General features: G+C 50.3%; 13 protein-coding genes. 9 read left to right on the plus strand and 4 right to left on the minus strand.

What is annotated here, in order from left to right; all coding sequences use genetic code 11:
- Positions 1-16: 16 nt before the first annotated feature.
- Positions 17-1081, minus strand: coding sequence for an extracellular solute-binding protein (locus tag EHSB41UT_RS04850; RefSeq protein WP_242667234.1), 1065 nt, complete (start codon positions 1079-1081; stop codon positions 17-19).
- A 228-nt stretch (positions 1082-1309) separates the two neighbouring features.
- On the opposite strand from EHSB41UT_RS04850, the gene EHSB41UT_RS04855 reads away from it, so the two are divergent.
- Positions 1310-2449: a glycerate kinase gene (locus EHSB41UT_RS04855; RefSeq protein WP_087107377.1), complete on the plus strand. Its 1140-nt coding sequence runs from the start codon at positions 1310-1312 to the stop codon at positions 2447-2449.
- Positions 2450-2459: 10 nt separating this feature from the next.
- On the opposite strand, the gene EHSB41UT_RS04860 is transcribed toward EHSB41UT_RS04855, so the two are convergent.
- Positions 2460-3152, minus strand: a complete 693-nt coding sequence (locus tag EHSB41UT_RS04860; RefSeq protein WP_087107379.1) for a hypothetical protein — start codon at positions 3150-3152, stop codon at positions 2460-2462.
- Between the two features lie 188 nt (positions 3153-3340).
- On the opposite strand from EHSB41UT_RS04860, the gene EHSB41UT_RS04865 reads away from it, so the two are divergent.
- Positions 3341-3880: a GNAT family N-acetyltransferase gene (locus EHSB41UT_RS04865; RefSeq protein ID WP_087107381.1), complete on the plus strand. Its 540-nt coding sequence runs from the start codon at positions 3341-3343 to the stop codon at positions 3878-3880.
- Positions 3881-3986: 106 nt separating this feature from the next.
- On the opposite strand, the gene EHSB41UT_RS04870 is transcribed toward EHSB41UT_RS04865, so the two are convergent.
- Complete coding sequence (locus tag EHSB41UT_RS04870; protein ID WP_087107384.1) at positions 3987-6524, minus strand: hypothetical protein; 2538 nt, start codon at positions 6522-6524, stop codon at positions 3987-3989.
- Between the two features lie 250 nt (positions 6525-6774).
- On the opposite strand from EHSB41UT_RS04870, the gene EHSB41UT_RS04875 reads away from it, so the two are divergent.
- The 7 genes from EHSB41UT_RS04875 to EHSB41UT_RS04905 all read left to right on the plus strand — a co-directional run bounded on the left by EHSB41UT_RS04875 (position 6775) and on the right by EHSB41UT_RS04905 (position 11890).
- Complete coding sequence (locus tag EHSB41UT_RS04875) at positions 6775-7335, plus strand: RNA polymerase sigma factor (protein ID WP_087107386.1); 561 nt, start codon at positions 6775-6777, stop codon at positions 7333-7335.
- Positions 7332-7619: a hypothetical protein gene (locus EHSB41UT_RS04880; protein WP_087107387.1), complete on the plus strand. Its 288-nt coding sequence runs from the start codon at positions 7332-7334 to the stop codon at positions 7617-7619. The genes EHSB41UT_RS04875 and EHSB41UT_RS04880 overlap by 4 nt, the downstream gene beginning before the upstream one ends.
- Entirely contained in the window at positions 7616-8125 is a 510-nt protein-coding gene (locus EHSB41UT_RS04885; RefSeq protein WP_087107389.1) for a periplasmic heavy metal sensor, read from the plus strand. The genes EHSB41UT_RS04880 and EHSB41UT_RS04885 overlap by 4 nt, the downstream gene beginning before the upstream one ends.
- A gap of 3 nt (positions 8126-8128) precedes the next feature.
- The gene (locus tag EHSB41UT_RS04890) at positions 8129-9454 is read left to right on the plus strand and encodes a DUF1800 domain-containing protein (protein ID WP_087107391.1); all 1326 of its coding nucleotides are present in this window, start codon (positions 8129-8131) and stop codon (positions 9452-9454) included.
- A gap of 67 nt (positions 9455-9521) precedes the next feature.
- On the plus strand, positions 9522-10679 hold the full coding sequence (locus tag EHSB41UT_RS04895) for a DUF1501 domain-containing protein (protein ID WP_165767151.1): 1158 nt from the start codon (positions 9522-9524) through the stop codon (positions 10677-10679).
- Between the two features lie 63 nt (positions 10680-10742).
- A complete protein-coding gene (locus EHSB41UT_RS04900; protein WP_087107395.1) occupies positions 10743-11009 on the plus strand; it encodes a hypothetical protein in 267 nt (88 codons plus the stop codon).
- A gap of 104 nt (positions 11010-11113) precedes the next feature.
- Positions 11114-11890 carry an acetoacetate decarboxylase family protein gene (locus EHSB41UT_RS04905; RefSeq protein ID WP_165767152.1) on the plus strand — a complete coding sequence of 259 codons (777 nt, stop codon included), beginning with the start codon at positions 11114-11116 and terminating at the stop codon, positions 11888-11890.
- Between the two features lie 75 nt (positions 11891-11965).
- Here EHSB41UT_RS04905 and gcvP read toward each other — a convergent pair whose 3' ends face one another.
- Positions 11966-14854: an aminomethyl-transferring glycine dehydrogenase gene (gene gcvP, locus EHSB41UT_RS04910; RefSeq protein WP_087107400.1), complete on the minus strand. Its 2889-nt coding sequence runs from the start codon at positions 14852-14854 to the stop codon at positions 11966-11968.
- Positions 14855-14923: the final 69 nt, after the last annotated feature.

A 14923-nucleotide genomic window follows, 5' to 3' on the forward strand; every position in this document is an offset into this window, starting at 1 on the left:
GGTAGCAAAGAACACATTACTGAGCCGCTTTGATGCGATCCAGTACACGTCCTTCGATGGCTTCCAGACCAGCTGGAACCGGTGGGTACCACTTGATGTTATCCAGAGCGGCCTGATCAAAGCTGGCCTGATACTTCTTGCTCAGCTTCTCATCAACGAACTTCGCAGCTTCGGCAGAAGCCGTAAACTGACCGGCGGATGCAGTGATCTTGGCAGCAATCTCTGGCTGATTAACGAAGTTAATCCACTTGTAGGCGGCTTCATCATTCTGGCCACGGGCCGGCAGAACAAAGGTATCAATCCAACCCAGCGCACCGCTCTCTGGTGCTACGTAGCGAATGTTTTCCTGCTCATCACCCAGCTTCCAGCCACCGGCATCCCAGCCCATGGCCAGGGTCACTTCACCACTGCGCAGCAGGTTCAACAGGTTATCGCTGCCGCTCCAGTAGGTTTTGACATTGGATTTACAGGCGATCAGCTTTTCTTCGACCTTGCCCATAATCTGCGTGTACTTCTCAACATCGTTATAGGCAGCAAACGGGTCTTCACCCAGATCGAAGGCAAAAGCGATTAGGGTTGGACGCTTCAGACGATAAGAGACACTGCCCGCATAATCACTGCTGCACAGATCGGTGTAGCGGTAGCTGTCCTGACCTTCCGGCAGATTGGCAATAATACCGCTGGTACCCCAGACATGAGGCACGCCAAAGGCTTTGCCATTAACGGTGGTGCTGGATTGAGTCGACTTGAGCATGGACTGGATATAAGGCTTGGAATCAATTTTGCTCATATCCATGGGCTTGTAGATACGGAACTCCTGCTGGGCACTGGCTACACGGTCCTGACTGGGCTGAGCCAGATCAAAGCCGGCACCACGGGTCGCCCGCAGCTTGGAGATCATATCTTCATTATTAGACAGGGTAACTTTAACTTCGATACCGGTCTCTTTCTCGAACTGGTCGATTACTTCCTGCGGCGCGTAGCCGCCCCAGGTCAGAAGACGCAGCTCTTCGGCATTGGCAGATACGCTGAGTGCAAGACCAGCGGTCAAGGTTACGGCAGTGGTAACTTTTTTAAGCACTTCAATCCCTCCCCGGGTTGAAAGGCCCGTAATCATTACGGACATGGATAACAAGGTGTGTTTTATTTCAGCTGACTAACACCTTGTAGTTTTTTATTGTTGCGAATTTATTACAGTCAGTACTTTAAAGGGATTTCAGGGAAAAAAGGAAGCTGCCATGCATAATTTCCTTGTCATTTGTCAGGTTACTCGAGCAAAGTTGCCAATACACCTGCATGAAGTATCGCTATGAAAATTGTTATCGCCCCTGATTCATTTAAAGAATGTCTCACTGCGGCTCAGGTAGCCCAGTGTATTGAAGATGGTTTGCGTCAGACTCTTCCACCCGATTGCGAGTATATTCAGGTACCCGTCGCCGATGGTGGTGAAGGAACACTGCAGGCACTGGTGGATGCCACATCCGGCCATATTAAACAGACCGTTGTTACAGGCCCTTTGGACACTCAGGTTCATGCCCAATTTGGTTTGCTTGGCGACGGAGAAACAGCCGTTATTGAAATGGCTCAGGCTTCCGGTCTGGAACTTGTACCTGTTGATCAGCGCAACCCTTTAACCGCCACATCCTACGGCACGGGTGAATTAATTAAGGCGGCTATGGATCTTGGCATTTCCCGCTTTATCGTGGCGATTGGCGGCAGTGCTACCAATGATGGCGGCGCCGGTATGATGATGGCCCTGGGTGTTCGCTTTCTTGACCACCTTGGCAACGATCTTCCCTTTGGTGGTGAAAGTCTTTCCCGGCTCGACCGCATTGATCTATCCGGCCTTGATACACGACTGAAGCACAGTTCATTTGTTGTCGCCTGCGATGTTAATAATCCGCTGACCGGTGCGCTTGGAGCTTCCTCCGTATTCGGGCCTCAGAAGGGTGCAACACCAGATATGGTGGAAACACTGGATGCCGCTTTAAGCCAGTACGCAAACATCATCACTCGAGACATTGGCAAAAGCGTTGAGCAACTTCCGGGGGCAGGAGCTGCTGGAGGTATGGGCGCAGCACTGTTGGCGTTTATGGGTGCTGAACTCAAGCCGGGAATAGAATTGGTGATGGAAGCCACAGCTCTGGCAGAAAAGATCAAAGGCGCCAGTCTGGTGATTACCGGCGAAGGACGTATTGATGGCCAGACAGCCCAAGGCAAAACACCGGTGGGTGTAGCAAGAATCGCCAAGCAGGAAAATATACCGGTTATCGCTTTGGCCGGTGCGGTTGGTGATGGTGTTGAAGCTGTTTATGAACAGGGGATTGATGCCCTGTTCCCGGTTGTTCATGGTGCCGTTCCACTGGAACAGGCCTTGGCAAAAGGTGGCGAAAACCTGACCCGAACAGCACGTAATCTGGCAGTTACGCTTCAACTCTCATTACGTTGAGCCAGTAAGGTTAATGTGCACGGTCTGATTTGAACCACCGTTTGCCAAGCATCAACATAAAGAGGACAAGATAAATCGGCGTCATCACATTAAAGGCACTTGAGTTCAGCTGCTGACTCTTTGGCTTAGCGGTATTAAGACCATAGCTTTGGGTCTGGGTGAACTCTTTTGTACTCAGCCTGCTCATTTTACTCGTTATAGTGCTCAGGGATTTTAAACTCTCTTTCTTATGAGCGCCTTTAATCAGTTGGGAGAGTTTCTCTCCCTCTTTTAGCTTTTTATTCCAAGAGGCAACATCCCCCAGGGCATCAAAATAATTATGCTCGGGTGCCTTTTTTCCTGTTTTGCTAGTCTCGGCTATGCCTTCTTCTATAAGACTTCCTCCTGCAAGATCTGGCATAGATTCCACAAACACTTGTTCTAATTTCGATGAAATTTTCAACGCTTTATCAGTGAGATCAGCCATTGCTGCAGTCACATCATTTTCAGACTGACGCCCTCGGTAGGTATTGCCATTCACCCTACGCTGATAGGAAGCACCATTTAGCCGCTGGTTAATCGTCGCCAACACCAATTCCAGCTGTTTGATATGTCGCTCAAGTTCCTCCAGTGAACCTACAGGTTTAAAACCCTTATGCGCCTGCAACCCTGTAGCGTACTGATCAATCCTGTTCAGACATTGCTTGATAGCGTGATTATTCATTGACGATCCCTGTTCGTATGTCTTGTTTGTTCTGATGGAGGCGACTCTGCTCAAGAGTAAATGCGTTTTATGAAGCCTCGATGAAAACAGATGAAGATCACATTTAGTTCCCGATGCCCCCTTTAACACCTCCCTACCTCACGTAGAATACCAATCAGAGCAAAAGCAATAATGAAACGGATTTGACTATGTTCGCACTGCGTGTGGATCAGGATATTGAGCTTGTTCTGGCAACACCTGATTTAGCCCCTCAATACACGTCTCTGGTTGAGGCCAACAGAGATTACCTGAACGAATGGCTGCACTGGCCTCGCCTGTGTCTGACAGAAGAACACTTCACACACTTCCTCCGTGATGCTCTGCATCAGTATGCCGATGGCAAAGCGATGGTCTGCGCAATTTATTATCGTGGGGAGCTGGCCGGGAACTGCAGTTTCAACGCCATAAACCACACACTCAAACGTGCCAATATTGGCTACTGGCTGGCAGAAAACTTTCAGGGCAAAGGCATTATGACCCGCGTTTGCAGATTCCTGATTGATTACGCCTTTACCAAGCTGGATATAGAAAAAGTGGAAATTGTCGCTGCGGAAGGAAATCGGTCCAGCCGTGCAGTGGCTGAGCGTCTGGGTATGACTTTAGAGGGCACTCTCAGCCACAGAGAAAAGGTGGGCGATAGGATTCTTAGCCACGCCTATTACGCAGCGTACCAAAAGAACAACCATTAACCAGAAAAGGCAGGCCGCTGCACGGTTACAGCGTCCTGCCTTTTCTGGTGAAGCCTGAAAAAGAGAAACATTGTTCCCCTGTGTCCACCCCCCCTAATCAAAAACCTTAGAACGTCGGCTTGTAAGGCAACGTCTCAAAACGGGGAACCACCATTTTGGTTTTGTCTGGATCATCACGAATCATCGGCACGCCAATAGCCTGAAACAGTACGTTGCAGCCTTTGTCCTTCTGGAAATAGGCATTGGCTTCACGCCCGCAACGGCAGATATGGAGCCCGCCTTTACGGATAATTTGAAGATAATAATTATCCTCCGAGGGCGAGTAGCGCAGTGCCATCCGGGTATCGGATGTATGCTGAACCCGCCCCAATATCCCGGCATCATCGGGGCATCGATTGCTGCGAACGGCTTCACCGTTCAATACGCTGAAAATAAACGACACCGTCTTCTCTGAAAACATCTCGCAAAGCAGTCGTCTTCGAACATTATCCTTAAAATCCTGAATACGGAAATAGGTTTCAAAGCTGCAGAATGGAAACCCGATCAGCCCTTCATAAACATCCTGCGTGGTAATCCGAAAATCTTCCCCAAGACTGCCGGCATCCATACGATCTCTGCCGCCTTCATAGTAACGGAAAGGATAATGGCGATTAGCAAGGAAGTTCTCGATAACCGGCAGATTTTTGAGAGCCACCTGGCGATTCTTTTCACTGCAGGTTTGAGTCAGTCGTTTAACATGGGGTCTTAACTCTTCCTGCGACAATTTCCTTACCTGTTCCGGCATAATAATCTTCCGCTTGTCCCGGTAGCAGACCAGTGGTTCTTCCAGAAGAGCGATCAGCGTTCGGTACACACGGCTTGGTTCCCATGGCTGTTTCTCGTTGGCTTTCATAACCTCACGCGGTTGAAGATCAGGAGGAACAACAACCTCTGTCAGGGCGCGTAACCCCGCCCGGGTACCCATTCTGCGGAAGATTTTCCCTTTGGTTGTTTTACGGTCGGCAATATCCCGGGTGTCCTCCACAATACGCCGGTCACTGACCTCCACCAGTTTATTGATATGGGATGTCAGCTCCTTCTGCTTACCGGTATCCTCTCCGGCTTCGTTAACCTTGTTCCTGATCGTATCCAGTATTTCCTGCTGCTTATTAGGCTTCACCGGTTTGGTTTTCACCATCGCCCTGGCAGGAGCAGGCCAGGGCAGAGATTGAGGTTCAGGTTGAGTGACAGGTTTTGTCTGCGGACGTTTTTTCTGTTCCGTATCCTTCGGCAATACTGGAGCCGGTAACGGTGCTGGCTGCGGGGCCGGCTTTACAATGTCCGGCTGTACCGGCTTGAACTCATCAAGAAAATACCTGGGTTTCAAATTGCGATCTGGAACCTGCGGTCCCCTGGCAGGCTTCGGTTTCATCAATCCTTCAAGACTTGGATAAAGACTCTCCCCTGATGATGTCGGGGGGTTGGAAACCGTCGTAGGCTGAAGAGAAACCGATGGTTTGGCTTCTGGCGGTTGCGGCTGGGAAGCCGGTGGTACATGGGGCTTCAGACTGGTTGAGCTTACGGGAAGCGGGGCCGGCTGACTCCAGTTTAAAAAGAAATCCTGTGGCAGGCTGTTATTAACCGGTTCCTTTTTGTTTTCAACCTGCTCCGTTGAATCCTCAAACTGTATGCCTGACGAAGGGTTTACCGGAGTCGTATTGCCATCATCAATATTCTGCCCAATATCGGGATAAGTGATTAAGCCGACATCGGTATCATGATGAGAAGAATCGCCAACGGGTTCCACTTCACTCTCGCCGTCATCATCACTGTCCGGCGTGGATGAACCGGCCGCATCCATCAGCATATCCATATCAAGCAGAAACTCTTTATAAGCCTGGGCAGCATGAAAGGCATCCAGCAACTGCACAACTTCGCCCTCCGGACACTTCAGCTTTTGCCACTGTTTGTCCTGGCCCAGATACGCATGATTGATACAGACTTTTCTTCGTTCGGAAGGTATCTCACCAAGGGTGCTGGACAGATTCCTGACCAGGCCTCCTATGGCTGACGCGCTGATCGTTGACTCCTTTATCGACCCTGCCAGTTCATGCAACATGGTAATGTAGCCGGCAAAAAGGTCGGCGGTTTTACTCTCGTCACCTTTTAGCGAGGAGCGAATAGCGTCAGACATCCCTTTACCAAAGGCCTGCAGGTCGGCTGCGATTTTTTCCAGCTGGTTTGCTTTTCCTGCGGCTTCTTTAAACCGGAATGCCAGAAGTTCTTTATCAATTCCATGTTTACGCATTAAAGCGTGGTATCGCGTTATAGCGAGGGAGGAGAATTCAGCACTTAATAATTTTTCAAACTCCTTTTCTATACTCTGGTCAAGAAGCTCCTCCTCCAGCGCGGCTAGCTCCTCATCAAGTTCATCTTCATCAACATCTTCCGGAAGATGATACTGGTTGCCCATCATTTTGGTGCGAGCTTCACTCCACAGGGTGGTTTTTCTCTCTCCAACCCGCGTCTTTTCTATACCCTCATCTTCTTTACGCTTGGGAATCTGAGAACGAATCGACTGTTCGGCACGATTCTGGTCAGGGTCCTGATCGCGATCTCTCTGACGATGCTGCTGTGAAGTCTTTGGTTTCTTTAGAACCACCATGGCGAGCTCCTGCCGGGCTTATCTGAGCGGCTAACAGATATCAGACAGACAGTTGGCAGGATAAGATGAAAGGCTCGGTTGGTATGACTGACAAGGCGGTTATAAAAGGCAGGATATATTCAGAAAAAACGAAGGGTTTTACCGAGTCGTCTGTTTAAGGTTAAGAGTCAATGCAGAAAGTGATAAAAAGGCATACAACTTACTGGTCATTCCTGCAGAACAGAGCAAGCACAACTTGTCAGAGATTTAGATGGATACCAGCAGTGATGAAGAAGACAAAACTTACATGCACCGGCTTGCAGCCGGTGACGACAGCGCGCTTACCTTACTTATCCGTAAACACGGCTCATCCATCATGAGGTTTGCGACAAATCTGCTGGATGATGCAGATACGGCGGAAGATGTTGTCCAGCATGTATTTACTCAGGCATGGCAAAACGCTCACCGGTGGAAACCGAGAGCTCAGGTCAAAACCTGGCTCTACACCATCGCCCATAACTATTGCCTGAACATTTTGAAAAGCACCAAAAGATATATCCAGGACAGCAGCCTGTTGGATGGCATCGATGAGAGTGATCTCGCGGAAGAAAGTGCCACCCGCAGCCAAAGCAGAAAAGTGATCGACCTTGCTATGAACAGCCTGCCCAAACGGCAGAAAACAGTCTTACTACTGCGGTACGCTGAAGGTTTTTCGCAAAGTGAAGCTGCGGAAATTATGGGCGTTTCAGAGAAAGCACTGGAGTCTCTGGCCAGTAGAGGAAAGTCTGAAATGGCCAAAAAGCTCCGCCCTATCAAGGAGGCGTTGTTATGAATGATTCCGAACTGGAGAGTTTACTCGCCGAAACCTACGGACAAGACTTTCCACTTGATGATGTTCTGGTACAGAGAATAGCGTCCCGGGCAACAACACCTGTGCTGGCCTTCACCCGAAAATCCAGTTTCAAATGGCTGGCGCTCGCAGCCAGCCTGACCTGTGTAACTATTGGTGTCGGAAGTGGCATGTACGCTGCCACAACCGAAATACAAATTGTAGAAACAACAACTCAGGACCTTGAACAGATTTTCACCAATCAATACGACAGGGAGTTTTTATGAGATCCGTTCAACGCCTGCAGTGGGCGCTACTCGGATTGCTGACCATCTCTCTGGCTATCAATCTCATTATTGGCGGTTATCTTCTCGGCGAACGCTATGTTCTGGCCAACTATATTCAGGAAACCGAGACTCAGGATGAACAAAATAGAAAGCCCGCCAGAGAAGCTCACGCCTTTCGCAAAATAGCTTTTTCTCTGTCTCCTGACGGAAGAAAAATCCTTGCCGATCTGTTTCAACCGGCAAGGGAAACGCTCCAAAGTCAGCGCCGAAGAAGCTGGGAAACCAGACGCCATGCTCAGGATTTAATGCAGGCAGAAAGTTTTGATTCCGATGCCTATCTGGTCGCTGTGGCAGAAGCCGATGTTGCCCAGCGGGAATACCGTTCGCATATCAGAGGGTTGTTTTATCAAGCGCTGGTGCAGATGGAAACCCAAGATCGGCAAGTATTAGCAAGGCATGTCAAAAATATTGGTCTTAATGCCGCATCCGCGAACAGGGATCGGTAACCCATGGCATCAAGCCAACATTTTATCGCCTGGAATCGATTCGGATACGGTCCAGATCCAAGTGGACTGAATACCCTGGGCGAAGACCCTATACAGTTTTTGAGAAACCAGCTTGAGAACCCTCGCCCTCCAAGCCTGCTTGCGAGCAAGACAGGCATAAAGAAAGCAGAGAATTATCTTAATCATATAAAAGAATTCGGTGCGGGTAGCGATGAGGTCGGCAAACGCCGACTTAAGCTCGAATACGGTCGCTTCGTCAGAGATCTTAGCGAGGCCAGAATAAAGTCTGACCAGCCTCTGATTGAAAGACTCATCGCCTTTTGGAGCAACCACTTTACGGTCAGTGTCACAAATAAAACCTATCTGCTTGGCTTACTCCGTGACTATCAATACACGGCCATACGCTCTCATGTAACCGGCAATTTTGTGGATATGCTCATTGCTGTAGCCCAGCACCCGGCCATGCTGTCTTACCTTGATAACATTAACTCTTTCGGCCCTAATTCAAGAGCAGGGAAACTGACAGGCAGAGGGCTAAATGAGAATCTGGCCCGGGAGATTCTGGAGTTACACACCATGAGCGTGGATGGTGGATACAGCCAAAATGATGTTCTGGAGTTCGCTAAAATCATTACTGGCTGGTCTTTAACAACAAGACAGAAGCAGCAGATTATGGAATTTGATTTTCATAATTTTCGCCATGAACCTGGCCCAAAAAAGTTTCTTGGTAGAACAATTCAGGAAGGCGGAATTAACGAAGGCCTGACAGCGTTACGGATGCTGGCCGAACATCCGGCAACAGCACGTCATCTCGCCACGAAAATGGCAATCCACTTTGTTAGTGATGATCCTCCTGAGAGCTTGATCCGAAAACTGGAAGACGCTTACCTGCAATCTGGCGGCAACCTGAAAGCCATGACACTGGCTCTGATTGAAGCGGAAGAAAGCTGGGAAGAGCCCCTTGCCAAAGTAAAGTCCACGCCAGAGTTTGTCTTGTCGGCCTACCGGGCTACGGGATACAAACCTTCCCAAAGAGAAATCCTGTCAGCGTTCAAGGCTCTGGATTACCGCCCTTTTCGTGCGGGCTCGCCAAAAGGCTTTCCTGATCAAAGCGAGAACTGGGCAACGCCTACAACCATCATGAAACGTATGGAATGGGCTATGGAATTATCCGGTCGGCTCTCGATCACAACCAATCCCTACAATCAGGCCAAAGAACTGTTGGGTTCAACGATGGAAGATGCGACCAAATTTGTTATTCGAGGTGCTGAGAGTGGCTCACAGGGAATTGCCCTGATGCTGATGAGCCCGGAGTTTCAAAAGCGATAGGAAAAGATCAATGACAAGACCAAAAACGGGCTTATCCAGACGTCACTTTTGTCAAAACGGGCTCCAGATGGGGCTGATACTTCCCTTGGCATTCAGCGGCCTTCCCCAAATCGCATTCGCAAACGCCCCCGTCAACAAACGTCTGGTCGTCGTCTTTTTGCGGGGAGGGTTAGACGGCCTCTCGACCGTCGTCCCCTATGGCGATCCCCACTACCGCAGCATGCGCGGCAATCTGGCTCTAAAAGAAAATGATGAATCGTTAATAGCAGTATCAGACTTCTTTGCCTTCAACAGTCAACTGCGAGGACTCGCGGGCCTTTATAATCAAGGGGAAGTCGCCGTCATCCATGCAGCGGCATCACCGTTTAATACCCGCTCCCATTTTTATGCCCAGGATTTACTGGAGAACGGTACAGACAAACCCAACAGTCTGAAAACGGGATGGCTGAACCGTACGATAGGGATTCTCGGGGGCAATAACGACAATACACTTGGCATCTCTTTAGGCCCTTCCCAGCAGTTATCCATGCGCGGTGAGGCGAAAGTGACCTCCTGGTCCCCTTCCCGACTTAATCCTGTCGGTGACAACTTCCTGAATCGTGTTGCAATGATGTATAAGAACGAGCCGCTACTGGATAGCGCACTGGAAGCCGCGATTGGGAATCGGGCTATGACCGAAGGCATGAAAAGCCAGATATCCAATAACGCCGGACAATCCTTTATTGAGATGATGAAAGCCACAGCTGGCTTCCTCAAACAACCCAACGGGCCCCGAATCGCCGCAATCGACTTTCATGGCTTTGATACCCATATCCGCCAGCAGAATGGAGCATATCCAACACTCCCACGCTTACTGAAAAGTCTGGATGAAGGCATTGTCCAATATCGCCAGCAAACGCCCATTGATATATGGGAGCAAACTGTTGTCTATGTCGTGACTGAGTTTGGCCGTACGGTTAAACCCAATGGAACAGGTGGGACAGATCACGGCACAGCCAGCATGGCCATGGTGATTGGTGGAAAGATACAGGGCGGCCAGGTTGTAACCCAGTGGCCAGGGCTGGCACATAACCGCCTTTTTGAAGGACGAGATCTGGCGGCAACAACAGACCTCAGAAGCGTGTCATCCAGCCTGCTTCACAGCCACTTCGATATTCCCCGGCAGGATATTGACCAGATTATTCTTCCAGGCTCCTTCAACCTTAACTCTGTAGAAATATTTTAAATCGACCGAAGGATAATGCCTGCTACTGTGTTTAAGGGTTAGATTACCATCAGGAACAAGCACATGAAAAAGTTAGTCACCATGGCCCTGTGCGTGGCTTTTGCCGCTCCCTTTACCCTTCCCGCAGCTTATGCAGAGGAAGAAGTGGATCTTTCAGCCGCTAAAGAGAAGTTTTCTGAAGTTCGCCAGAAGCGTTATGAAAAAGCCGATGATGATCAGAAAGCCAAAATGGATGAGCGCAAAGCTAAGTGGCAAACGCTGAGCGACGAAGATAAAGAAAAAACCATCAAGAAGTTTAGAGAGAAAAGACAGGCCCGGAAGGAGAGCTAACAGCGGAAACTATCCGATACACACAGACTCCTGCACTGACACAACAGCCATTTCTGCAATGGCTGTTGTGTAGGCAAGCTCAAATTATAAAATGAGTCATGACAATGAAACCAAAGGCCATTATCTCTTCACTGCTTTTAGTACTTTGTACTGTCTTCACCGCACAAGCAGCATACTCCGCACCGGAGAGACGATTCACCTACCACGAGAGTGATGGCGTCTACATCTACTACGAAACTCAGAATAAAGACGCGTACAGGAAGCTACTGCCAAAAGAGTTTGATATGCCGGACAGACTGTATGTCTATTCCTTCATCTCTGACTTTTACAAAATGGATGCTCGTACGGATCCATACAAAGAAGCCTCTATTTTCCTGCTGGCAAAGCATAACGGCCGTGAGGTTTGGCACTGCATCTTTATGCCGGTAACCAGTGAGATTTCTCGCATAATGGGTGTAAGAAGACTAGGGCTGCCTAAGACCATGGGCGATATATCCCTGTCACGAAACGACACCAAGTATCTAGGTACAGCAACTCCTAAAGAAGGCGGCACCATGTCTCTTTCTGTCAACACTCAGGATTACAAGATGAGTTCTGACGAAGAGAACCTGATCAAAAGCCTGTCCACACTGCCGAAAGTCAATCTACTGAACGGTAAAGCGATTGAAATGAGTGGTGGCCGCACAAAGAACCTGCTTGATATCGCCAAGCGCTTTCCTAAGAAGCTGCAGCTGATACCTGGCAAAGCTGATATTACTTTCCAGGCAGCGTCTGGCAACAGTAGTAGTGCATCAGCTCATGCGTTTGATCTGACACCCTCTAAAATTCTGGGGGGGTATTACCTGCTGAATAAATTTACTTTCCAGCTTGGGAAAAAGTAATAGCCTGAACAGGGATTTAATCCATAAGCCATAAAGACTCCGGGGCGCTAATAGCGCCCCGGAATGTTTTCACTCTTACTCAGCGTATGCATCCATCGGCACACAGGCGCAGAACAGGTTCCGGTCACCGTATACGTTGTCAATACGGTTAACGGTTGGCCAGAACTTCTCACCGGCGGTAAAGGCAAACGGATAAACCGCTTCTTTACGAGTGTAAGGACGTTCCCAATCACCGAGAATATCATTCTGGGTATGAGGCGCCTGCACCAGCGGGTTGTTGTCGGCCGGCCACTCACCTTTCTCGACCTTATCAATCTCCTTGCGGATAGCGATCATCGCATCAGCAAAGCGATCCAGTTCGGCCAGCGCCTCACTTTCGGTCGGTTCAACCATCAGGGTACCGGCAACCGGGAAGCTCATGGTTGGAGCATGAAAGCCGTAGTCCATCAGACGCTTGGCAATATCTTCTTCACTGATACCGGAGGTCGCCTTGATAGGACGAATATCAATGATGCACTCATGGGCTACACGGCCATTACGACCGGTATAAAGAATCGGGTAGTGATCCTTCAGACGGTCAGCCAGGTAGTTAGCCCCCAGAATAGCGACAGCGGTTGCCTTTCTCAGACCTTCGCCGCCCATATTGCGGATGTAGGTCCAGGAGATTGGCAGGATGGATACAGAACCCCAAGGCGCTGCACTGACGGCAGAGTTCTCGGCATTCGGACCTTCCAGCTTAATCACTGCGTGGTTGGCAACGAACGGTGCCAGATGGCTCTTCACACCAATCGGGCCCATGCCTGGACCACCGCCGCCGTGAGGAATGCTGAAGGTCTTGTGCAGGTTCAGGTGACAAACATCAGCGCCGATCTCACCCGGCTGGCTGATACCGACCTGAGCGTTCATATTGGCGCCATCCATATAAACCTGACCACCCTGATTGTGGATGATGTTGCAGATCTCACGGATCTCTTCTTCATACACACCGTGGGTGGATGGGTAGGTAATCATCAGACAGGACAGCTGATCGCCAATCTCGGCGACACGCTGACGCAGCTCCTCCACGTCCACGTTACCCTTGTCATCACAACCGGTCACAACAATCTTCATACCCGCCAACATAGCGGACGCCGGGTTGGTACCGTGAGCAGAGGATGGAATCAGGCAGACATTACGGTCATGATCACCGCGGCTCTCGTGGTACTTGCGGATAGCCAGCAGGCCGGCGTATTCGCCTTGAGCACCAGAGTTTGGCTGGCTGCAGATGGCATCGAAACCGGTAATCACCTTCAGGTAATTTTCCAGCTCGGTAATCATCTCGCGAATACCTGCAGTACGCTCAACTGGGGTGAACGGGTGCAGGTTACCGATTTCCGGCCAGGAGACAGGCATCATTTCAGAGGCGGCATTCAGCTTCATGGTGCAAGAGCCCAGCGGAATCATTGCCTGGTTCAGAGCCAGATCACGATTCTCCAGACGCTTCAGGTAACGCATCATCTCGGTTTCTGAGTGATAGCTGTTAAAGACCGGATGCTCCAGTACCTTGCCTTCACGCAGCAGAGCTTCCGGCAGTGCGGAAACACCCTGCTTGTGCAGTTCGGCATCAATGGTTTCTACATTCAGGTCGTGACCTTCACCCAGAACCACATCCCACAGCAGAACAATATCTTCACGGGTGGTGGCTTCATCCAGAGAGATACCGATCAGATCAGAACCGGTTTCACGCAGACAGATACCGGCCGCCTGAGAACGCTCAATAATGGCATTCACATCCTGCGTTTTCAGGGTGATGGTATCAAACCAAGTGTCGTTCACCAGTTCCACGCCGGCACTCTTGAGGCCCTGAGCCAGAACAGAGGTAAAGCGGTGGATACGAGTGGCCATCTGCTTCAGGCCTTCTGGGCCATGATAAACAGCAAAGAAGCTGGCCATATTGGCGAGCAGAACCTGAGCAGTACAGATATTACTGTTGGCCTTTTCCCGGCGGATATGCTGTTCACGGGTCTGCATCGCCATACGCAGGGCCTGCTTGCCGCGTACATCAACAGAGACACCAATAATCCGGCCAGGGACGGAACGCTTGTAGGCATCACGGGTGGCAAAGAAAGCCGCGTGAGGACCGCCATAGCCCATAGGCACACCGAAACGTTGTGCACTGCCGAGAACCACATCAGCGCCCAGCTTGCCCGGCGCTTCCAGCAGCAACAGGCTCATAATATCGGCAACAACGGAAACAACTGCTTTCTTTTCGTGCAGGTTTTCAATCAGGGCACGAACGTCGTTTACGTCACCCCAGGTACCGGTGTATGCCAGCAGAGCACCAAACACATCGTGATTGACGACGTCTGCCGCCGGTGCCACCAGGATATCAATATCAAAGCCTTCGGCGCGGGTCTTAACTACGTCGATGGTTTGCGGGTGACAGGTTTCGTCGATAAAGAACAGGTTGGACTTCTTGTTCTTGGAGACACGACGAGCCAAAGACATAGCTTCACCGGCCGCTGTTGCTTCATCCAACAGGGAGGCACTGGCCAGATCCAGACCGGTCAGATCCAGAGTCAGCTGTTGGAAGTTCAGCAAAGCTTCCAGACGACCCTGGGCAATCTCTGGCTGATAAGGTGTGTAAGCGGTGTACCAGCCCGGATTCTCAAACACGTTGCGCTGGATAACCGGCGGTACGATGGTGTTGTGATAACCCATACCGATAAAGCTGCGGGCCGGCTTGTTCTTGGCCAGCAAGCCTTTCAGGTAAGCCAGGGTGTCGGTTTCGGTATGGCTGGGCCAGAGCAAAGGCGTCTGGTCCTGCAGAATACTGCCGGGCACGGTGCTGGCCAGCAGTGATTCCAGTGTCTGTTCTCCCAGGACATCCAGCATGGTGCGGATTTCACTCTCACCCGGGCCGATATGACGGCGGATGAAGTCGTCCCTGTTCTCAAGTTGCGTGAGCGATGCGATCTCTGACATGTTGTTCTGCCCCAGGAACTCGTTTATCCGCCAAGATCACCCTGACGGTTACTTGTCCATGGTTATTTA

Origin of the sequence: Parendozoicomonas haliclonae, from assembly GCF_900174585.1 — a bacterium.
GTDB classification, from domain to species: domain Bacteria; phylum Pseudomonadota; class Gammaproteobacteria; order Pseudomonadales; family Endozoicomonadaceae; genus Sansalvadorimonas; species Sansalvadorimonas haliclonae.

What these genes read in the sequence shown, in the direction of transcription:
- EHSB41UT_RS04905 (WP_165767152.1), top strand. Translation starts at nt 11,114, where the DNA reads ATGAAACCAAAGGCCATTATCTCTTCACTGCTTTTAGTACTTTGTACT.
- EHSB41UT_RS04900 (WP_087107395.1), top strand. Translation starts at nt 10,743, where the DNA reads ATGAAAAAGTTAGTCACCATGGCCCTGTGCGTGGCTTTTGCCGCTCCC.
- EHSB41UT_RS04880 (WP_087107387.1), top strand. Translation starts at nt 7,332, where the DNA reads ATGAATGATTCCGAACTGGAGAGTTTACTCGCCGAAACCTACGGACAA.
- EHSB41UT_RS04885 (WP_087107389.1), top strand. Translation starts at nt 7,616, where the DNA reads ATGAGATCCGTTCAACGCCTGCAGTGGGCGCTACTCGGATTGCTGACC.
- EHSB41UT_RS04875 (WP_087107386.1), top strand. Translation starts at nt 6,775, where the DNA reads ATGGATACCAGCAGTGATGAAGAAGACAAAACTTACATGCACCGGCTT.
- EHSB41UT_RS04865 (WP_087107381.1), top strand. Translation starts at nt 3,341, where the DNA reads ATGTTCGCACTGCGTGTGGATCAGGATATTGAGCTTGTTCTGGCAACA.
- gcvP (WP_087107400.1), bottom strand. Translation starts at nt 14,854, where the DNA reads ATGTCAGAGATCGCATCGCTCACGCAACTTGAGAACAGGGACGACTTC.
- EHSB41UT_RS04890 (WP_087107391.1), top strand. Translation starts at nt 8,129, where the DNA reads ATGGCATCAAGCCAACATTTTATCGCCTGGAATCGATTCGGATACGGT.
- EHSB41UT_RS04855 (WP_087107377.1), top strand. Translation starts at nt 1,310, where the DNA reads ATGAAAATTGTTATCGCCCCTGATTCATTTAAAGAATGTCTCACTGCG.
- EHSB41UT_RS04895 (WP_165767151.1), top strand. Translation starts at nt 9,522, where the DNA reads ATGGGGCTGATACTTCCCTTGGCATTCAGCGGCCTTCCCCAAATCGCA.
- EHSB41UT_RS04870 (WP_087107384.1), bottom strand. Translation starts at nt 6,524, where the DNA reads ATGGTGGTTCTAAAGAAACCAAAGACTTCACAGCAGCATCGTCAGAGA.
- EHSB41UT_RS04860 (WP_087107379.1), bottom strand. Translation starts at nt 3,152, where the DNA reads ATGAATAATCACGCTATCAAGCAATGTCTGAACAGGATTGATCAGTAC.